The following is an 18648-nucleotide window of genomic DNA, read 5'->3' on the forward strand; positions in this document are numbered from 1 at the left end:
TAGGAGCGAGGCTTGCCCGCGAAGGCGGTGTGTCAGACGACATCAATGGTGAATGTCCGACCCCGTTCGCGGGCAAGCCTCGCTCCTACAGGGCTCAGGCCAATGAATCACCCCGGCGTGTGGCCGGCGCGGCGCTATCCAGGGCAGCAATGCGCGCAGCGGATTCGACATCCACCAGGTGCAACGACTTGCCACGGGTTTCCCGGGTCAGGCCGACGGCCACGATGGAGATCAGCGCGGCGCCCACCAGGTACCAGGCAATGGGTGTCGAGCTGTGATATTTGTTGAGCAGGGTGATGGCGATCAGCGGTGCCAGGGAACCAGCGAAAATCGGCGCCACCTGGTAGCACAGTGAAAGGGCGGTGTAGCGCACGTGGGTCGGGAACATTTCGGCCATCAGCGCCGAGTAGGGTGCATAGGTCATCGACTCGATACCCAGGCCCAGAATGATCGCCGCCATGATCAGCCAGTTGTTGCCGGTGTCCATCATCGGGAAACCGACAAAGCCCCAGAACGCGGTGAGCACCGCGCCGGTCAGGTAGATCGGTTTGCGCCCGACGATATCCGACAGATACCCCATCAACGGAATCAGGAAGAAGTGCACCAAGTGCGCGCCGAACATCAGCAGCAGAATTTCCGAGGTGTCCTTGTGCACCACCAGTTTGAGGTAGGTGATCGAAAAGGTGACCACGGTGTAATAGAGGATGTTCTCGGCAAAGCGTGCGCCGATCCCCACCAGCACGGCGCGCCAGTGATGACGCAGCACTTCGACCACGCCCAGCTGTTGTTGCTTGGTCTGCGCCTGACGGGCCTGGGCTTCCTTGAAGATCGGCGCGTCATCGACACTGGTGCGAATCCAGTAGCCGATCAGCACCACCACCGCCGAGAACCAGAACGCTACGCGCCAGCCCCAGGCGAGGAATTGTTCCTCCGACAGGTTCGACGACAACAGCAACAGGGCGACGGTGGCCACCAGGTTGCCGGCCGGCACCCCGGCTTGCGGCCAACTGGCCCAGAAGCCGCGACGGTTGTCGGGGCAGTGTTCGGACACCAGCAGAATCGCACCGCCCCATTCACCACCAAAGGCAAAGCCCTGGATCAGCCGTAGCAGCACCAACAACACCGGCGCGGCATAGCCGATCTGGTCGAAGCCGGGCAGGCAGCCCATCAGAAAAGTGGTGATGCCGACCACCACCAGGCTCAATTGCAGCAGGCGTTTTCGGCCGAATTTGTCACCATAGTGACCGAACACCAGGCCGCCCAATGGACGAGCGAGAAAGCCGACCGCGTACAGGGCGAAGGCGGCGATGATGCCGTCGATGGGGCTGTCGGTCTGGCGGAAGAACAACTGGCCGAAGACCAGTGCGGAGGCTGTGCCGTAGAGAAAGAATTCGTACCACTCGGCAACGGTGCCGGCCATGGCGGCGGCCACTACGCGTTTGAGTCCCGAGGGGGTGGTTGCGCTTTGCGTGTGTAGAGGATTGGACATGCTGGCGTTTCCTGTAGGGGCGCAAAAACAGGCAGCCGGGCCGGGTCCGCAAAGACCCGCCCGGCAATCACTCAGAGACCGACGTCTGGCAACTCCGGACGATTGGCCAAGGCCTTGGCCATGATCTGCTCGACGAACACCCGATCAGCTTGCGGCAGTGCCAGGCGTGGCGGACGGGTCAGCGCACTGCCGCGACCGGCGATGGCTTCGCAGAGCTTGATGCACTGCACCAGGTCGGCACGGGCATCGAGGTGCAGGATCGGCATCAGCCATTCGTAGATCGGCATGGCTTCGGCAAAGCGACCGGCCTTGGCCAGGCGGAAGATGGTTTCGCCTTCTTTCGGGAACACGTTGGACATGCCCGAGACCCAGCCCTCGGCACCCACCGCGATGCTTTCCAGCACCACGTCGTCGAGGCCGGCGAACAGCACGAAACGGTCGCCGACTTCATTGCGCACGTCGATGAAACGACGGGTATCGCCGGACGAATCCTTGAAGCACACCACGTTGTCGCAGTCGGCCAGGGAAATCAGGATGTCCGGGGTGACGTCGTTTTTGTAGATCGGCGGGTTGTTGTAGACCATCAGCGGTACGTCGGCATTTTTCGCCACGTAGCGGTAGTGCTCGGCGGTCTCGAACGGCTTGGACCCATAGACCAGAGCCGGCATCAGCATCACGCCGTCGACGCCGACCCGGCGCACGGCATTGGCGACCTTGGCCGCTTGCACGCTGGTGAACTCGGCCACACCGCAGATCACCGGCACGCGACCCCGGGAGGCGTCGACCGCGACTTCGGTCACGGCGATTTTTTCTTCGGCGGTCAATGAGGTGTTTTCCCCCACCGAACCGCACACCACCAGGCCTGAGACGCCATCACGGATCACGTTGGAAATCACCTGATGGGTTTTTTCCAGGTTGATGGTGAAGTCATTGTTGAATTGAGTGGTCACCGCGGGGAAGACGCCACTCCAGTTAATACGTTTGCTCATTGTTGCCTCCGGTTCGTTTTTGTATTTCGTATACGATATTTTAAATGCCAGTGACTCGGCTAGTGTTTTTTTCAATTGGTCAGGGGTTTTTGGTAGCCGTTGGTCTGGGGGCGTTTCAGGCACCCGGCCAGGTGTCTGACAAGCGATAGCCCTGTGGCCACGGATCGCTCGGGTCGAGCAGCAATTGGTGGGTGCCGGTGATCCAGGCCCGGCCGGAAATGCATGGGTAGATCGCCGGGCGTCCGGCCACTTCGGTTAGGGAATCGATGCGGCAGTGGAATTCGGAACCGATGATCGAGCGGCCAATAAAGCGCTCGCCCACCTGCATCAACCCCTTGGCCTGCAGCACCGCCATGCGCGCCGAACAGCCGGTGCCGGTGGGCGAGCGGTCGATCTTGCCGGGTTGGATCACCACCGCGTTGGCTCCGGTGGCAATGCCGTTCTCCATGACGATGGGCGCGGCAATTTGGCAGAAGGAAATATGCGACCACTCCGGGTTCAGCGGATGGACGAAGCCCAGCTGTTCATTGGCCGCGCGAGTGATTTTCAGCCCGACCGCCACCAGGTCGGCAGCCTCATCAGGACGAATGGAAAAGCCCAGGCGTTCGGCGTCGGCGATGACAAAACTGTCGCCGCCGTACGCGGTGTCGACCTGCAACGAGCCAAGGCCTTCGACTTCGATCCAGGCGTCGAGGCGATCAGCGAAGGAGGGCACGTTCTTGATTTCTACCCGCTCGACCTTGCCATCGCGGCAATCGGCCACGGCCTCGATCAGGCCGCCGGGCGCTTCGAGTATCAGTCGGGTTTGCGGTTCGGTCATCGGCAGGATGCCGCTGTCGAGCAGCACCGTGGCGACGCACAACGAATTGGAGCCGGACATCGGTGGCGTGTCCGCCGGTTCCATGATGATCCAGGCCATCTGCGCCCGAGGATCCTTGGCCGGCACCAGCAGGTTGACGTGACGGAACACGCCGCCGCGAGGTTCGTTGAGGACAAAGTTGCGCAAGGTCTGATCCTTGGCGATCCAGCGCGATTGTTCCCACACCGTGGCGCCCGGTGGTGGGGCGACGCCGCCGACGATCACATCGCCGACTTCGCCTTCGGCGTGACAGCTGACTACGTGAATGACTTTCGATGAGCGCATGGTTTGCTCCTTTTTCTGTCTGTGCGGGCCCCTTCGCGGGCAAGCCTCGCTCCTACATTTATCTGTGGCGGTCACCGACTTTGTGTACACCACCCAACCCTGTAGGAGCGAGGCTTGCTCGCGAAGGGGCCATCAGTTACTTCACCGATTTCAGAAACGCCGCAGTCTCCGCATGCACCGGATTACCAATCACCTGATCCGGCGAACCAATCTCATGCACCAGGCCATTGCGAAAGAACGCCACACGATCAGACACATCGCGGGCAAAGCGGATTTCGTGGGTCACCAGCACCATGGTCATGCCGTCTTCGGCGAGCATGCGCATGGTGTCCAGCACCTCGCCGACCAATTGCGGATCGAGGGCCGACGTGGCTTCGTCGAACAGCATGTAGTCCGGCGACATGGCCAAGGCGCGGGCAATCGCCATGCGTTGTTGCTGACCGCCGGACAACTTGCCAGGGAAGGCCTTGAGTTTGTCGCCAAGGCCCACGTGGGTCAGTTGCTGCACCGCCAGTTCCTCGGCCTCGCGCTTGCTTTTACCCAAGACTTTGCGTGGCGCCAGCATCACGTTTTCCAGCACTGTCAGGTGCGGGAAGGCATTCCATTGCTGGAACACGATGCCGATTTTCTGCCGCAAGCGGTTGAGGTCGGTGGCGCTGTCATGGACCTCGACGCCGTCGACGCGGATGCTGCCTTTCTGGATCGGTTCCAGGCCGTTGATGCACATCAGCAGGGTCGATTTGCCGGAGCCCGAGCCGCCGATGATCGACACCACCTCGCCCTTGTTCACCGTCAGGCTGACACCCTTGACCACGGCGAGGTCGCCGAAGGATTTATGTACGTTGTCGATCTCAATCATTTTCTTGCCACCTTCTTTCCAGACGAGCGCCCAGGCGTGCGACCACCAGGCTCATGACGTAGTAAATAAGGCCCGCGATGCACAGCACCAGCAACGGTTCCTGGATGCGGGTGACGATGGTTTGCGAGGCGCGCAGCAGTTCGACGATGCCGATCCACATCACCAGCGCGGTGTCTTTCATCACGCCGAGCACCAGGTTCAACCAGCCCGGAAAAGCCACCCGGGTGGCCATCGGCAGAACGATCCAGCGCAGGTCCTGCAGGAAGCTCAGGCCCAGCGAGCGACTGGCCCGGCGCAGGGTGAACGGCACCGACAGCACACCAGCGCGCACGATCTCGGTGAAGTACGCGGCGGCATAAACCCCCAGCACAATGCAGCCGACGCTGAAGGCGCTTATGTTCAAGCCAACGATGCTTTTGAGCGAGTTGAACAGCACGAACTGGATCAGCAACGGCACGCTGCGAAACACGTCCAGCACCCAGGCCAGGGGCAAACTGGCCCGAGGCAACAAGGCCCGCAGCAGGCCGAAGAGCAAGCCGGCAAGGGTGCCGAGCATGATCGACCAGAACGTCAGTTGCAGCGTGACCCAGGCGCCATTGAGCAGGAACAACAGGTCATTGGAGGAAAATCCGGTGGCAAACATGCACAGCTCCTCAGTAACGGAACAACCGCCAGGCCATCAGCCGGGCTGCCGCGACGATCGCCTTGGCAATCAGGTAATACAGCACCGCTGCAATGGCGAAGAACTCGAAGGTGCGGAACGTTTTGACGTTGTAGTCCTGGGTCACGCCGGTCAGGTCATTGTTCAGCCCGACGATCACCCCCAGCGACGTCATCAGCACCGCCCAGACCATCTGATTCGTCAGCGGGTAGAAGACGATCCGCAGCAGCTGCGGGACGATGATCATGCGATAGGCCTGAAAGGCGCTCATGCCCAGCGAACGTGCAGCGCGCACTTGGGTGTCCGGGACGGCCTTGAGGCCACCGCGAAAGTTCTCCGCCAGATACCCGGCATTGTTGAAGGTGATCCCGGCCAGCAGGGCGAGCCATGAACTGACGTGCAGGCCCAGCGAGCCGAGGCCAAAGTAGAGGACGTAGATCTGGAACAGCGACGGGGTGTTGCGCGCGATCGATACCCAGCCGTTACCGATGCCGCGCAGCAGCGGGTTTTTGCTTTCGCGCATCACGGTCAGGGCCAGGGCGATCAGCACGCCGAAGATCATCGACAGTGCCGCGGTCTCGAAGGTGACCAGGGCACCGGCAAGCATGTCCGGCAGGGCGCGCAGCGCTGAGCGCCATTGGAAGCTGTAGTCAAACATGCGCAGGGCTCTCCAGTAGGGCGGCAGGTTGTAGCCACGCCGGCAGGCGCCCGCTGGCGGTGGCATTAGAGGCGGCATCAATGCATTCGGCGAGGCTGGCGAAATGCACCTTGCGGCCCACCAGGCCGGGTGCGTAATGGGCGTATTTGCCGGAGTTGGTCATCAAGGTTTTTGCGGCCAGCGGGATCACCGGTTCGCCGAGCATGCACCAGCAGGTATCGGTGACCAGGGTCGCGCCGAAGGCTTCGATCACGGCGATATGCCCGGCTTCGCGAGCCTGCTCCAGCACGGCACGGCCGCAGGTAATGGCGAGGACCACGTCAGGGTGTTTGTGCCGACCGAGGCACAATCGCGCGAGGTGGGCGAACTCGCTGAGGGAAAAGTGCGGGTTGCCCAGCGAGACCACATCCACCCGGCTGTCGCGGGCACTGTTGAGTTCGCGCCAGCTGACCAGTAGATCGTTCAGGCGGATTTTTTCCACGGGTATGGATTGATCCATTTCTAGCAGCTGCGCCGGGTCGAGTGCTTCCGGAGTTACTCCGGCGATATGGAACAGTGGTGCGGCGGATGTGGTGGCAAATGCCGCGCCGAACGCTTTGAGGTCGTCCAGGCTCGGCTGGCGGTTTTCCAACCCGCGCACCAGTGGAATCCGGCTGCCCGCCAGCGTACCGATGTGGTAACCGAGCAGCGGGTAGAAGGCGTCGTCCAGTTCACCCAAGGCAGGCAACTCGACTTGCAGGCCAGCCTTGCGTTGCGCGTCCAAATGGCAGCCGATCAACGGGGCGCGACCGGTCAGCGCGATGCAGATGTCCAGGTAGTCCGGGTACTTCAGGGTGCGTGCGCCGAGTACGCTGTTGGCGTAGACCACCGCGTTGGATTCGGCCCAGACGATCTGCTCGCCAGCCTTCGGCACGCTGTCGAGCAGGTAGGGCGCGCAGGTAAAACTCAGCTGTGCACCCATCGCCATATAGGCATCGCCCAAGGCACTGGCCGGTTCACCGAGTGCCGGGTCGATCCCCAGTTCGCGCCAGCGGCGCTGATCCACGGAAATCGAATTGAGGGTGGTGGGCACTCGCACTTTTGCCCCCCATTGCACCCATTGTTGGGCAAAACGCAGGCTCGCCGGTCCCGTGTAGATGCAGCCGTCGATGTGCGCCTGGGTGACATCCACCAGATGGCGGGCACCTTGCAGTTCGGCCATGCGCAGGACGATCTGCATGGCCACCTGCGCGGCCTTGCCATTCTGGCCGTCGAGCAGCGCCCGGTCGTGTTCGGTGAGTTCGATCGCGGTGGCGATATCGGTGGTCGGCAAAGGACTGTCGAGTGCCTGCCAGGCATCGCCCGGCAGGTGCTCGAACAGGCTCAGCGTTGTGTCCTCGACCCGAGCGAAGGCCTTGCCGCGCAGGGCGGCGAAGGCCTCCCGGCCGATGCACAGCACCGGCAGGGAACGCTCGAAAATGGTCTGTGCCACGAGCACGCCCAGGGTCAGGATCTCATCGGGTTCGGCCAGCACCAGTGCGGCCGGTGCGTGACCGTTGCTGATCAGTTCCATCAACACGCTACTGCCGGTGCACGAGCCGCGACCGCTGGGGATGGCCAGCACGCGGCCGGCCAGGTATTCGCCACTGAGCGGGTGATGACGGTCAATGATCTCGCCGCTGTACGGATCGACCCCGCCCCAGAAACTCAACCCGATATCGGCGAACAGCAGGGCGCCCTCGGCGGCGCCCGCGACCAGGCTGCGACCGGTCAGAGAAGTGGGCCTAGGCATGCCGGACACCTTAGTAGTAGACCTGTGGCACGGTCAGGTTGGTCGGCGAGATTTCGGTGCCGACCCATTTGACGAACAACTCCTTGTAACGACCGGTGCGCACCTGCTGGTTGACGAACAGGTTGAGGTAATTGAGCAGGCCATACTCGTTGCGCTTGGCACCGAGGGAAACGTAGTCGATCACGTACGGCGCATTACCGGCGACTTTCAGGTTTTTGTATTTGCCCGACTTGAGAGTGGCGGCAGCCACGGTGTTGGTGACCACGGTGGCGGCGATATGGCCTTGGGCGACGGCAAGCAACGTGTCGTTTTGCGACTGATAGGCGCGGAAGGTGCCGGTGCCCCAGCTCTTCACGTCTTTCTCCAGGGCGATGGCCTCATAAGTGCCGCTGGTGTTTCCCACGGGTTTGCCCTTGAGGTCATCGAAGCTGTTGATGCCGGTGTCGTCGCGGGTCAGCACCACCATCTGGAAGGCAAAGTAGGGCACGGTGAGGCCGACGGTCTTGGCCCGTTCGAGGGTGTCGGAGGTTGAGGCGACGATCACGTCGGCCCGCCCGGAAACCAGCGCCGGAATGCGGTCCGGGAACGGCGTCTCGACCACTTCGGCATCGACCCCAAGGATTTTCGCCAGGTCATGGCAGTAGTCCACGTCAAAACCGGCCGGGTTGTTACCGGCATCGCGAAAACCCATGGGCGGGAAGTCCAGGGTCACGGCGCAACGCAGCTTGCCCGAACCGATGATGTCGTCGAGCTTGTCGGCCTGGGCGGTGGCGATGAAGGAGGTACTGAGAACAGCGCTGAGGGCTACGGCAAATGCGGGGTTTTTCATAGAGGCCTCGTTGATGTGAAGTGCTGTTGGATATCGTATTGGGGATTTCGTATACGATATTAACAATAGCAATCAACGTGCCTATTGCCAGGCAGAAGCGCGAATTTAGTGTCAGGGCTTGAAGTAGAGGTGTTGCGGTGGAGCAACTGGAGGGGAGTGATGGCGTGGAGGCTTGGGCCCGCAACGGCAGGTGTTACAGATGGGAGCAATGGTTGTGCGGTGCGCCCCTTTAAGGAACACCCACAGGCAAAGGAGTTGGCAAAGCCTGCGATCTTTTGATTAGGCTAACCCTTTGCGGGGATGCACCCAATGTGGCGAGGGAGCTTGCTCCCGCTGGGCTGCGAAGCGGCCCCAAACCCGGCAGTCACGGTTTTTCAGATACACCGCATGCTCAGGTTTTGCGACTGCTGCGCAGCCGAGCGGGAGCAAGCTCCCTCGCCACAAAAGCCCTATGGCCTCAGATCAATGGTCAGGACGGCGGATCGAGGTTATCCAGCACCCGATTCACCGCCAGCTCCCCGAGCATGACCACCGATTGAATCCCCAACATCATGTTGCGATGTGGCATGTCCATCAACCCAGCGAACTCACTGAGCATCATGCTGGCTGACGCCAGGGATTCGCAGGCGTTGACCAGCAGGGTTTCGCTATCGACCTCGGTGCCGACATGGTAAATGGTGCTGGGTTTGCGCTTGGTGTCTTTGGGGATAGGCGGCTTGAGGTAGTAATCGAGAGCGCGGTCGGCGGCTTCGTTGAGCTTTTTGGAATCGAGGGATTCGTAGGGGGAGGTTGGATCGGTTTCAGGTGGGTTGGGTGTAGGTTTGAACATAGATGAAGCTCCAAATCAGAAAAGAGGAGCCATCACCCTCGCTACCAAACGAAGGGGTGGTGGCCATGCGAAGGTTGGTAGACCGGTGACTTGGAAAACCGGCGCGCCCGAAGGCGCCCTGCGCATGGCCACCATAAACGCAGGCCGAAAAGGCTCTGCATCAGGTGCGCTATGCACGCAAGTCAAACCGGGCTACCAAACCCGATCGCTGTTTTTCAGCGACAGGCAAACGATAGAGCCCGGCCCTTTGGCGTACAAGCCGGCGGATTCTGGCGTAGTCGTAGGCAGCGGCGCAAGGATGTGTAGCCTGGGTGAGTGTCTGGAAGTGTCGATTAAACAGTGCTTGTTTAGCGGTCTGACACCGAGCCTTGTGGTGGCTGTACCGGCCTCTTCGCGAGCAAGCCCGCTCCCACAGTTGATTTGTGTCGGTCACAAATAATGTGTTCACAGAAGATCCAGTGTGGGAGCGGGCTTGCTCGCGAAGAGGCCCGGAAGAACACCCTTTATCTCCCGGCCAAACCACCAGAAAATGAATCCGGAACAAAAAATTGCGCACCTCCACCTAGCGTGGATTATCGCGAAACTGGCTCGGTGACAGGCTGGTCAAGGCACGAAACTGTCGGCTGAAGGCACTGTGGTCGGTGTAGCCGCAGCGCAGGGCGATTTCGGTGATGGGCAGGTCGGTGTGCAGTAACAGCCGCGAACCTTCTTCCAGGCGCGCCTTGTGAATCATCTGCCGTGGGGTGAGCTGGAACACCCGTTTGCAGTGACGCTCCAGTTGCGCCACGGAATAGCCGGCGATGGCGGTCAGTTCGGCGAGGCTGATGGGGCGGGCGAAGTGGCTGCGGATGTGCGCATCCACGGCGGCGAGTTTCTGGAACGCGGGGTGGTTGGACTGGGGGGATTGCAGGTCGCGGGAGATCCCGGCCAGGCCAACGATCTGACCCTGTTCATCCTGCAAGGCGAGTTTGTGGGTCAGGCACCAGATCGGTTGATTGCCGTAATACAGGTGCAGCTCAAGTTGGTCGGCCAGTTCGCGGCCGCTGGACAGGACCCGTCGATCCTGTTCGGTGTACAGCGGGCCGAAGCGTTCCGGGAAGACCATTTCGGCGGTGCGCCCCAGCAGTTCCTCGCGATGTTTGAAACCGCAACGCCGGGCCAAAGTCTGGTTGACGAAGGCGTAGCGGGCTTCGCTGTCCTTGATGAAAAACACCACATCCGAGAGGGTATCGAGCAGCGGCGCAATCGGCTGCAGGCTGTTCAGCAGCGTTGGCAGGTCGCAGGGTTTGAAGGTGCTGAGCGAGGGATACATGGCGCTGGGGTCTGATGGCGACCCCGGGATCATAGAGGCTCGGCAGCGTGGCCGAAACCCCCGAGGGGGAATCAGGCCGGCGGGGTGTCGTCCAGGCACATCAAGGTCTCGATTCGCGCCGGGCTGAAGGGTGGGCGGGGTGCCGAAGGTTGCCAGCCGAACAGGTGCTGCACCGCACCGCCGCACACCCGGCCCTGACAGGCGCCCATGCCGCAGCGACTGGCCAGCTTGGCTTCGCGCCAGTCAGTGTGCCCGGCCAATGCGGCGTAGGGCACGTCTTCGCAGCGGCAGACCAGGGTGTCGGGCCGGGCCAGGGACTTGAGTGGCGGGGCGAGGGCGAATGCCTGATTCAGTGCCTTGGCAAAACCCTGCCAGCGTGCCCGGCGCGGCCACAATTGGCGGGCCGCTTCAAGGTTACCGACCGCCGCGTGACCAGCAATTGCACCTTCGACCAACGCCAGTTCACTGCCACCAAACCCGGTGCATTCGCCTGCTGCATAATGATCGGCGCGGCTGCTGGCCTGCCAGGCATCCACCGCCAACGCCTGACCTTCGATGGCGTAACCCAGTGCCTGGCCCAATTGAATGTTCGGGATCAAGCCGAAACCACAGGCCAGCCGATCACATGCCAGTTCGACGATTTTGCCTTGCTGTTGCAGGCGCACACCTTCCAGTCGGTCAGTGCCAAGGGCGGCCAGTACATGAGTCGCGGTGCGGTAATGGCGGTCGAACAAGCCGAACGATTGCATCAGCTTGTTGGGCCAGCGGGGCAGTTGCGCGGCGAAACCGGCGACGGCGGTGCGCGAGGCTTGCTCGGCGATGCGTTGTACCTGCGCGCCATGCTTTTTTGCGGTGGCGGCACTCGCCAGTAATAGCGGGCCGCTGCCGGCGATCACCACGCGCTCACCCTGCACCGGCACACCGGCCTTGATCAGCGCCTGCAGGCCACCGGCCCCGGTCACGCCAGGTAATATCCAGCCGGGGAAGGGCAGCAGCAACTCGCGGGCGCCGGTGCACAGAATCAGTTTGTCGTAACTGATCAACCAGCCGTCGTCATCATCTTCGACCAACAGTTGTTTCGGACCGGGACTGGCGATCACCCGGGTGCCGGCGTGATGGCGGATGTTGCTGCAAGACTGCAAACGCTCACGCAGGCGACGGGCCTGATCGGGCACGTTGGCTTGAGGGCCGTCACGCCAGATTTGCCCGCCCGGCAGCGGATTGTCGTCGAGCATGACAATGCGTGCGCCGCTGGGTGCGGCGGCAAGGGCGGCGGCCATGCCAGCGGGGCCGGCACCGATGATCAGCAGATCGGCGTATTCGTTCATGAGCGTGTCTCCACCTGCATGCCGTCTCGGCACAAAGTCTGGCAGGCCAGGCGTCGCCGGCCGTCGATGGTCACCCGGCATTCCTGGCAGATGCCCATGCCGCACAGCGGTGCGCGGCGCTGACCACTGACCGACGTGCGCGTGCAGCCGTCGCTGCCCAACGCCAGGGCAGCGGCGACGCTGGTGCCCTCGGCCACTTTCAAGGCGCGGCCATCCAGCAGCAATTCAGGCATAGACAGGTTCTCCGAGGAAACGCTGGGGCAGATAGGGTTGTGCGGCCAGTGGCGGGGTTTCGTTGAACAGTTGCGCCACCAGCAAGTCGGCGGTGCCGGGGGCCGTGGTGACGCCCAACCCTTCGTGACCGACGGCCAGCCACAAGCCTTGGCGCTGCGGGTGTTGGCCCACCAGCGGCAGGCCGTCGGGGCTGGCGGCGCGAAAGCCGGTCCAGGCGCGGATGCCGTTGAGCCGGGCCAGCCCCGGCATGTACTCGGCGGCACGCTTGAGCATTTTCGCCAGCATCCAGCCTTCGACCTGCGGGTCGGTGGTACCGAATTGCCGCGAGGCACCGATGAACAATTGTCCGGTGGGGCGCGGCTGAATGTTGCAGGCGGTCGACGGCCCCGTGGCGTTGTGGGCGCTGGTGACGTAACCCAGTTCGACCAAGGTGTGGGTGACGGTGCGGGGGTAGCGGTCGGTAATCAGCAGGTGACCTTTCTTCGGCTCGATGGGCAACTCCGGGCACAGTTCGTTGGCCTGAATACCGTTGGCCAACACCACCGCATCGGCGCTCAACCAGTGACCGTCATCGAGGCATACGCGGTTGCCATCGACTGCGCTGACCCGCGCCCGGCGCTGACGGATGTTCGGCGTGTCGAGCATCCAGTTGGCTGTCGCCGGCGCATAAAGAATGCCGTCGCCATTGATCAACAAACCGCCTTCCAGACCCTCGCGTAGTTCCGGTTCACGCTGGCGCAAGGCACTGGCGCTGATCAATTCGCACATCACGCCCTGGGCTTGCAGGTTCAGGTATTTGCCATGGGCGACCGCCATTTCCTCAGCGTTGGCCGCCAGCCACAGCGTGCCGTTGTTGCGGTAGGCGCTGCCGTCGGGCAGGTCCGGTGCCAGCTCGCGCCAGCGTTGCAGGGAGTATTGACTCAGGGCCAGTTCGGCCGGGTTGTCGTCGAGCACCAGCAGGTGCCCCATGCCCGCCGCCGTCGCACCGTGCAGGCCGGCGTCCAGCACCAGCACCTGCAAGCCACGACGGGCCAGCGCCTGGGCACAGGCGGCGCCGATGATGCCGGCGCCGATCACGATCACATCGGCCACAAGGCCCTCGTTCATGGACGAATGCCCCAGGCGAACGGGTCATCCTGTTCGATGATCAAACTGGCTTCGGCGCTGATAAAAGCGCGGCCGCGAATGGTCGGCACAACGCGCTCGCCCTGCCATTCGTAAGAGCCTTCGAACTCACTGCCGATGACACTGGCCTGGCGCCAGATCTGTCCCGGTTGCAGTTTGTCGTCCGCGGCCAGGCACGCCAGTTTGGCACTGGTGCCGGTGCCGCACGGTGAGCGGTCATAGGCCTTGCCGGGGCAGAGGACAAAGTTGCGGCTGTCGGCGTGATCGTCATCGCTGAACAGCTCGACATGGTCGATCAGCCCGCCGTCTTCGCCACGTATACCCTGGGCCTCCAGCGCCTGTTGCACGGCGTAGGTGTAAGCGGTCAGCGCGTCGAGGTTATCGCCGGCCACCCGCAGGCCATGCTCCGGGATCAGGAAAAACCAGTTGCCACCCCAAGCGATATCGCCGACCACCTGACCGACATCTGGCACCTGCAACACCAGCGCCTTGCGGTAACGGTAGGCCGGCACATTGCGCACGCTCACCGAATGATCTTCGTGCAGGGTCGCCTGCACCGTACCCACCGGCGTCTCGATGCGATGGACGCCGGGGCTGATCTTGCCCAGATGCGCCAACGACGCCACCAGGCCAATCGTGCCGTGGCCGCACATGCCCAGGTAACCGGTGTTATTGAAGAAAATCACCCCGGCACACGCACTCGGGTCCACAGGCGTGCAGAGCAGGGCACCCACCAGCACGTCACTGCCACGGGGTTCGAGCACACAAGCGGCGCGCCATTGATCGTGATGTTCGGCGAGCAGTTTGCGACGTTCGGCCATGCTGCCGGTGCCCAGGTCAGGAAAGCCGGCAGTCACCAGACGGGTCGGTTCGCCGCCGGTGTGGGAGTCGATCACAGTGATGCGTTTCATGGGAGGGCCACGTCCGTTCAGATGAGTGAACGAAAGAGTGGCCTGTGCAACGGGGTGTCGGCTTGATGGATTTATCCTGTGCCGATGACGAAATCAGCACAGCATCCTGAAGGCTCAGTGCGCGTGAGGCAGGTGTTCGAACAAGGTCTTGCAGACCCCGGCAATGTGCTCGTCCAGCAGCTTCACCGCCAGATCCACATCCCCGGCACGACAGGCTTTGATGATCTCACGGTGTTCGTGATCAGCCCGTTCCTTGCCGGCCGACAGGCTCATCTGCATGCGCAGGTAGCGCTCCAGCTTGTCGTTGACCGAACGAATCAGGCTGACCAGAAACGGTCGTTGCGCCGGCTCGTAGAGGCAAGCGTGCAGCTCCCAATTGAGCTCGGCCCAGCGGCCCACGTCGTCCTCGCCGATGAATTCCTGACAGATGCGCTCGGCACGGGCGAAGGTTTCTTCGGTCATGTTGGGAATGGCCAGGCGCAGTATCTTGTCCTCCAGCAACATCCGCACTTCGAACATCTGCGCCAGCTCGGCATCGGAAACTCGCGTGACCATCGCCCCGCGATTGCGCTGGAACATCACCAGCCCTTCGGCCTCCAGCCGCTTGAGGGCCTCGCGCACAGGGATCTTGCTGACGTTGAACTGGCGGGCAATGTCGTCCTGGCGAATCGGCTCGTCTTCGGCGAAATGCCCGGCGACGATCGCGTCCCGCAGATGACGGGTGATGATTTCCGAGGTCGAAGGGGTATTGCCAAGGTCAGGAGCGTTGAGTTTGGGTAGGTTCACGGCAGCGGTCGTTTGGAGTGAGATGGCGATAGGGTATACGAAATTCTTTCGCTGCGAAGTTCCAGGCGATGGCCGCCCGAAGATACAGGCATCAGCGGGGCGCCACCCAGACGCTTCGCGTGGGATTTCACGGGCCTGAATAGTCATTCGGCAGCGCGTCGGCCGGGGTTTGGACGGGATGACCGAGTGGATATCTGCGCGAAGCCGATTATGCTTCAAGAAACCTTGCAGCGATGCGAGGCCGTCAGCCTGTTTGCATGCTTTGCGTAATCCGTAATCCGATGACATCAGCCCTGGGGCCTGGGTACGGTAAAAAAATAATGAGGTACTCCGGCCTATAACAAGAGCAAGACGGAGAACAATCATGGCCGCAATCGACAATACGACCACAGGCAGCGCGCCCCACCACGGGATCACCAGGGAGGAGCGCAAGGTCATTTTCGCCTCGTCCCTGGGCACCGTGTTCGAGTGGTACGACTTCTACCTTTACGGCTCCCTCGCCGCGATCATCGCCAAGCACTTCTTCGCCGGCGTCAACGAAACAACGTCCTTCATTTTCGCGCTGCTCGCGTTCGCCGCCGGCTTCGCTGTACGTCCCTTCGGCGCCATCGTCTTCGGCCGACTGGGCGACATGATCGGGCGCAAGCACACGTTCCTCATCACCATTGTCATCATGGGTATCTCCACTGCCGTAGTGGGCTTTCTGCCCGGCTATGCGACCATCGGCGTGGCGGCACCGATCATCCTGATCACCCTGCGCCTGTTGCAAGGCCTGGCCCTGGGCGGTGAGTACGGCGGTGCGGCGACTTACGTGGCCGAACATGCACCCAAAGGCAAACGCGGCTACTTCACCTCGTGGATCCAGACCACCGCGACCCTCGGCCTGTTCCTTTCGCTACTGGTGATCCTCGCCTGCCGAACCATTCTCGGCACCGAAGCCTTCGAGGCCTGGGGCTGGCGGATTCCGTTCCTGCTGTCGATCCTGCTGCTGATCGTCTCGGTGTACATCCGCTTGCAACTCAGCGAGTCACCGGTGTTCTTGAAGATGAAGGAAGAAGGCAAGTCGTCCAAGGCGCCGCTGACCGAATCCTTCGCCCGCTGGGAAAACCTCAAGATAGTGATCATGGCCCTGCTCGGCGGCACTGCCGGCCAGGCGGTGGTCTGGTACACCGGGCAGTTCTATGCGCTGTTCTTCCTGCTGCAGACGCTGAAGATCGACCCGCAAACCGCCAACTATCTGATCGCCGGCTCATTGCTGATCGGAACGCCGTTCTTCATCGTATTTGGCAGTCTGTCCGACCGCATCGGCCGCAAGGGCATCATCATGGCGGGCTGCATCCTGGCGGCGCTGACCTATTTCCCGATCTTCCATGCGTTGACCCAATATGGTAACCCCGACGTGTTCGCCGCGCAGGAGAAGAACCCGGTCACGGTGATCGCCGATCAGAGTAAGTGCTCGTTCCAGTTCGACCCGGTGGGCAAGGCCAAATTCACCAGCTCCTGCGACCTTGCCAAGACCGTACTGGCGAAGAGGGCCATACCCTACAAGAACGAGAAGGCTGAGCCAGGTGCAATCGCGCAGGTCCGCATCGGCGACAAGGTGATCCCGAGCTTCGAGGGCACCGGCATGCCGGCCGCCGACTTCAAGGCCCGCAACGATGCCTTCGTCGCTACCCTCGGCACCGCCCTCAAGGACGCCGGTTACCCCGAGAAGGCCGACCCGGCCAAGACCAACTATCCGATGGTGCTGCTGCTCCTGACCATCCTGGTGATCTACGTCACCATGGTCTACGGCCCGATCGCCGCCTGGCTGGTGGAACTCTTCCCGGCGCGCATTCGCTACACCTCGATGTCGCTGCCGTACCACATCGGCAACGGCTGGTTCGGCGGCTTTCTGCCCACGGTGGCGTTCGCCATGGTCGCGGCCACGGGGGATATCTACTACGGGCTGTGGTACCCGATCGTTATTGCCGTGATGACGGCCATTCTTGGCACGTTCTTCCTGCCGGAAACCAAGGATCGGGAAATTCATCACACATAAGATTGGCACCCGCCCTCTCCCGCAAGGGGGAGGGCAATGTGCGGTATCAGGAAGCTTTGAGCACTAGCGCTTACGACGATGGCCCGTGATCATCGACAGAGGCAGGTTTTCACGCAAGCGCAGGCTTTCCACCAACGCTGCGACGATATGCACACAAACCAATGCGAGCAGTGCATTGGCCATAAACTCGTGAACATCACGTAGCCAGTCTTCGCCCCAGAAATAGTCCACTTCTTCCATCAAAAAACCGCTGATACCCAGACCGGTCATCAACAGCAGCATGAGGACCATCACCAGTGCACCGATGGGCGAGTGCCCCATGCGGTGATAGCCCTTGCCGGAAAACAGCACCCGGCCATGCTGAACGACCCGCGTCGGCGTCGGCCAGAAGTCTGACCAACGCGCCGATGGCGGGCCGATGAACCCCCACACCACGCGCACCAGCACGACAGCTACGGCGTAATAGCCGAGCCAGCGATGCCAGCCGTCTCCTTCCTCATTGAGGAAGTAGTCGCTGATGAAGACAACCGCCAGGGACCAATGACAAACGCGTACGAGGGGGTCCCAGAGGCGCAGGGTTTCAGCTTTCACAGGGGGCCTATTCGATTTCTTCTTTCACGACTTTGCCGGTGACCGGGTCAAAGTAGATCTCGACTTTGCGCTTGTCTTTGTCCCAGCCGTAGATCTCGTAGCAATTGCCGCTCGTGACTTTGAACTTCTTGATGTTGTAGCCCTTGGCCTTGAGATCTTCCTGAAACTTGGCCTGGTCCTGCCATTGGGCCTTGTCGGCTTTGGTGCATTGAGTCCCGGCGAAAGCCAGGGGGGAGGCGGCAAGAAGGGAGAGCAACAGAAGTTTACGCATGGGTTTTCCTCGACATATTGTTGTTGTCTGACAACGCGAGAGATTCTCATCACTCTCCGCGCGCTGAAGGTTAGTTGAGCTTTGAATCGTTGTCACTGGATTGCTGGCTGCGAACAAACGCCCGGACGTTTGAACTGCTGTAGGAGCCAGGCTTGCCGGCGAAGGCGCCCTTCAGAGCGCCTTCGCCGGCAAGCCTGGCTCCTACATGTCCGATTTGGACTGAAGACCGATTGGTCCTTGACCTGACGTCCCAGTTCCACGCCATAAAGCAGGTTGTGGTTCATCCCGGCCAGCGTGGCCTGTTGCTTCAGTTCGGTCTGGTTGAACCAGCCGTCTTCCTTGCGCTGCACGTTGCCGCGATTAAGGAGTCGACACATTGGCCGTTGAATTTTACATGCGGAAAAACGTATATTCGGAAAAACGCATATGAGTACACCAACCCAGAGCAACCCAATGGCAGACCACCTGACGCCGACCACTGTTTTCAAATGCCTGGCTGACGACAACCGGGTTCGGATGATGCTGCTCATCGCCCGTGAGGGAGAGCTGTGCGTCTGCGAGCTGACCTGTGCGTTGAATGAGAGCCAGCCCAAAGTCTCCAGGCACCTGGCGCAGTTGCGCACCTGCGGATTGCTCTCGGACCGTCGGCAGGGCCAATGGGTTTATTACCGGCTGCACCCGAATCTCCCGGACTGGGTGCATCAGGTGCTGACCGTGGTGCTCGAAGCCAACAAGCACTGGTTGAGCTCTGATGCCAAACGCCTTGAAGAAATGGGTGACCGTCCTGAACGGGCAGCGGCTTGCTGCCCGGCTTGATGAT

Annotated in this window: 19 protein-coding genes; 2 read left to right on the plus strand and 17 right to left on the minus strand. The window is 61.7% G+C overall.

All coding sequences use genetic code 11. The features are described from left to right. Window positions 1-94: 94 nt before the first annotated feature. The 15 genes from abaF to ACIPLA_RS13430 all read right to left on the minus strand — a co-directional run bounded on the left by abaF (window position 95) and on the right by ACIPLA_RS13430 (window position 14925). The gene (abaF, locus tag ACIPLA_RS13360) at window positions 95-1489 is read right to left on the minus strand and encodes a fosfomycin efflux MFS transporter AbaF (RefSeq protein WP_401173480.1); all 1395 of its coding nucleotides are present in this window, start codon (window positions 1487-1489) and stop codon (window positions 95-97) included. A gap of 71 nt (window positions 1490-1560) precedes the next feature. Beyond that, window positions 1561-2478 carry a dihydrodipicolinate synthase family protein gene (locus ACIPLA_RS13365; RefSeq protein WP_401173482.1) on the minus strand — a complete coding sequence of 306 codons (918 nt, stop codon included), beginning with the start codon at window positions 2476-2478 and terminating at the stop codon, window positions 1561-1563. Window positions 2479-2593: 115 nt separating this feature from the next. Further along, the gene (locus ACIPLA_RS13370) at window positions 2594-3622 is read right to left on the minus strand and encodes a proline racemase family protein (protein ID WP_401173484.1); all 1029 of its coding nucleotides are present in this window, start codon (window positions 3620-3622) and stop codon (window positions 2594-2596) included. Between the two features lie 136 nt (window positions 3623-3758). Beyond that, window positions 3759-4481, minus strand: a complete 723-nt coding sequence (locus tag ACIPLA_RS13375; protein ID WP_401173486.1) for an amino acid ABC transporter ATP-binding protein — start codon at window positions 4479-4481, stop codon at window positions 3759-3761. Further along, window positions 4474-5124 (minus strand): amino acid ABC transporter permease, encoded by a 651-nt coding sequence (locus ACIPLA_RS13380; protein ID WP_218399217.1) that lies wholly within the window; start codon window positions 5122-5124, stop codon window positions 4474-4476. The genes ACIPLA_RS13375 and ACIPLA_RS13380 overlap by 8 nt, the downstream gene beginning before the upstream one ends. Before the next feature lie 10 nt (window positions 5125-5134). Then, complete coding sequence (locus tag ACIPLA_RS13385; protein ID WP_007903733.1) at window positions 5135-5800, minus strand: amino acid ABC transporter permease; 666 nt, start codon at window positions 5798-5800, stop codon at window positions 5135-5137. Continuing rightward, window positions 5793-7571, minus strand: coding sequence for an aconitase X (locus ACIPLA_RS13390; protein ID WP_401173488.1), 1779 nt, complete (start codon window positions 7569-7571; stop codon window positions 5793-5795). Before ACIPLA_RS13390 ends, ACIPLA_RS13385 begins: the two co-directional genes overlap by 8 nt. Window positions 7572-7581: 10 nt before the next feature. Next, on the minus strand, window positions 7582-8400 hold the full coding sequence (locus ACIPLA_RS13395) for a transporter substrate-binding domain-containing protein (RefSeq protein ID WP_007903735.1): 819 nt from the start codon (window positions 8398-8400) through the stop codon (window positions 7582-7584). Between the two features lie 469 nt (window positions 8401-8869). Then, window positions 8870-9229 carry a DUF6124 family protein gene (locus tag ACIPLA_RS13400; RefSeq protein ID WP_401173489.1) on the minus strand — a complete coding sequence of 120 codons (360 nt, stop codon included), beginning with the start codon at window positions 9227-9229 and terminating at the stop codon, window positions 8870-8872. Between the two features lie 562 nt (window positions 9230-9791). Next, a complete protein-coding gene (locus ACIPLA_RS13405) occupies window positions 9792-10541 on the minus strand; it encodes a helix-turn-helix domain-containing protein (protein ID WP_401173491.1) in 750 nt (249 codons plus the stop codon). Window positions 10542-10612: 71 nt separating this feature from the next. Beyond that, window positions 10613-11869 (minus strand): FAD-dependent oxidoreductase, encoded by a 1257-nt coding sequence (locus ACIPLA_RS13410; RefSeq protein ID WP_401173492.1) that lies wholly within the window; start codon window positions 11867-11869, stop codon window positions 10613-10615. Then, a complete protein-coding gene (locus ACIPLA_RS13415; protein WP_063340377.1) occupies window positions 11866-12102 on the minus strand; it encodes a (2Fe-2S)-binding protein in 237 nt (78 codons plus the stop codon). Before ACIPLA_RS13415 ends, ACIPLA_RS13410 begins: the two co-directional genes overlap by 4 nt. Beyond that, complete coding sequence (locus ACIPLA_RS13420; RefSeq protein WP_401173494.1) at window positions 12095-13210, minus strand: NAD(P)/FAD-dependent oxidoreductase; 1116 nt, start codon at window positions 13208-13210, stop codon at window positions 12095-12097. Before ACIPLA_RS13420 ends, ACIPLA_RS13415 begins: the two co-directional genes overlap by 8 nt. Continuing rightward, window positions 13207-14139 (minus strand): 4-hydroxyproline epimerase, encoded by a 933-nt coding sequence (locus ACIPLA_RS13425; protein WP_401173496.1) that lies wholly within the window; start codon window positions 14137-14139, stop codon window positions 13207-13209. The genes ACIPLA_RS13420 and ACIPLA_RS13425 overlap by 4 nt, the downstream gene beginning before the upstream one ends. A 114-nt stretch (window positions 14140-14253) precedes the next feature. Next, a complete protein-coding gene (locus tag ACIPLA_RS13430; RefSeq protein ID WP_007900901.1) occupies window positions 14254-14925 on the minus strand; it encodes a GntR family transcriptional regulator in 672 nt (223 codons plus the stop codon). Between the two features lie 364 nt (window positions 14926-15289). On the opposite strand from ACIPLA_RS13430, the gene ACIPLA_RS13435 reads away from it, so the two are divergent. Further along, the gene (locus tag ACIPLA_RS13435) at window positions 15290-16966 is read left to right on the plus strand and encodes an MFS transporter (RefSeq protein WP_218399224.1); all 1677 of its coding nucleotides are present in this window, start codon (window positions 15290-15292) and stop codon (window positions 16964-16966) included. A 63-nt stretch (window positions 16967-17029) separates the two neighbouring features. Here the strand turns inward: ACIPLA_RS13435 and ACIPLA_RS13440 are convergent, their stop codons facing one another. Both ACIPLA_RS13440 and ACIPLA_RS13445 read right to left on the minus strand, forming a co-directional pair. Continuing rightward, entirely contained in the window at window positions 17030-17557 is a 528-nt protein-coding gene (locus tag ACIPLA_RS13440) for a cytochrome b/b6 domain-containing protein (RefSeq protein WP_401173498.1), read from the minus strand. Window positions 17558-17564: 7 nt separating this feature from the next. Next, entirely contained in the window at window positions 17565-17828 is a 264-nt protein-coding gene (locus tag ACIPLA_RS13445; RefSeq protein WP_401173500.1) for a PepSY domain-containing protein, read from the minus strand. A gap of 453 nt (window positions 17829-18281) precedes the next feature. On the opposite strand from ACIPLA_RS13445, the gene ACIPLA_RS13450 reads away from it, so the two are divergent. Then, the gene (locus ACIPLA_RS13450) at window positions 18282-18644 is read left to right on the plus strand and encodes a metalloregulator ArsR/SmtB family transcription factor (protein WP_401173581.1); all 363 of its coding nucleotides are present in this window, start codon (window positions 18282-18284) and stop codon (window positions 18642-18644) included. Window positions 18645-18648: the final 4 nt, after the last annotated feature.

The organism is Pseudomonas sp. NPDC086112, from assembly GCF_044746425.1.
Classification (GTDB): Bacteria; Pseudomonadota; Gammaproteobacteria; order Pseudomonadales; family Pseudomonadaceae; genus Aquipseudomonas.

Bases quoted from the DNA above. Each gene is read 5' to 3' on its own strand.
- abaF (WP_401173480.1), bottom strand. From the start codon at position 1,489: ATGTCCAATCCTCTACACACGCAAAGCGCAACCACCCCCTCGGGACTC.
- ACIPLA_RS13365 (WP_401173482.1), bottom strand. From the start codon at position 2,478: ATGAGCAAACGTATTAACTGGAGTGGCGTCTTCCCCGCGGTGACCACT.
- ACIPLA_RS13370 (WP_401173484.1), bottom strand. From the start codon at position 3,622: ATGCGCTCATCGAAAGTCATTCACGTAGTCAGCTGTCACGCCGAAGGC.
- ACIPLA_RS13375 (WP_401173486.1), bottom strand. From the start codon at position 4,481: ATGATTGAGATCGACAACGTACATAAATCCTTCGGCGACCTCGCCGTG.
- ACIPLA_RS13380 (WP_218399217.1), bottom strand. From the start codon at position 5,124: ATGTTTGCCACCGGATTTTCCTCCAATGACCTGTTGTTCCTGCTCAAT.
- ACIPLA_RS13385 (WP_007903733.1), bottom strand. From the start codon at position 5,800: ATGTTTGACTACAGCTTCCAATGGCGCTCAGCGCTGCGCGCCCTGCCG.
- ACIPLA_RS13390 (WP_401173488.1), bottom strand. From the start codon at position 7,571: ATGCCTAGGCCCACTTCTCTGACCGGTCGCAGCCTGGTCGCGGGCGCC.
- ACIPLA_RS13395 (WP_007903735.1), bottom strand. From the start codon at position 8,400: ATGAAAAACCCCGCATTTGCCGTAGCCCTCAGCGCTGTTCTCAGTACC.
- ACIPLA_RS13400 (WP_401173489.1), bottom strand. From the start codon at position 9,229: ATGTTCAAACCTACACCCAACCCACCTGAAACCGATCCAACCTCCCCC.
- ACIPLA_RS13405 (WP_401173491.1), bottom strand. From the start codon at position 10,541: ATGTATCCCTCGCTCAGCACCTTCAAACCCTGCGACCTGCCAACGCTG.
- ACIPLA_RS13410 (WP_401173492.1), bottom strand. From the start codon at position 11,869: ATGAACGAATACGCCGATCTGCTGATCATCGGTGCCGGCCCCGCTGGC.
- ACIPLA_RS13415 (WP_063340377.1), bottom strand. From the start codon at position 12,102: ATGCCTGAATTGCTGCTGGATGGCCGCGCCTTGAAAGTGGCCGAGGGC.
- ACIPLA_RS13420 (WP_401173494.1), bottom strand. From the start codon at position 13,210: ATGAACGAGGGCCTTGTGGCCGATGTGATCGTGATCGGCGCCGGCATC.
- ACIPLA_RS13425 (WP_401173496.1), bottom strand. From the start codon at position 14,139: ATGAAACGCATCACTGTGATCGACTCCCACACCGGCGGCGAACCGACC.
- ACIPLA_RS13435 (WP_218399224.1), top strand. From the start codon at position 15,290: ATGGCCGCAATCGACAATACGACCACAGGCAGCGCGCCCCACCACGGG.
- ACIPLA_RS13445 (WP_401173500.1), bottom strand. From the start codon at position 17,828: ATGCGTAAACTTCTGTTGCTCTCCCTTCTTGCCGCCTCCCCCCTGGCT.
- ACIPLA_RS13450 (WP_401173581.1), top strand. From the start codon at position 18,282: ATGGCAGACCACCTGACGCCGACCACTGTTTTCAAATGCCTGGCTGAC.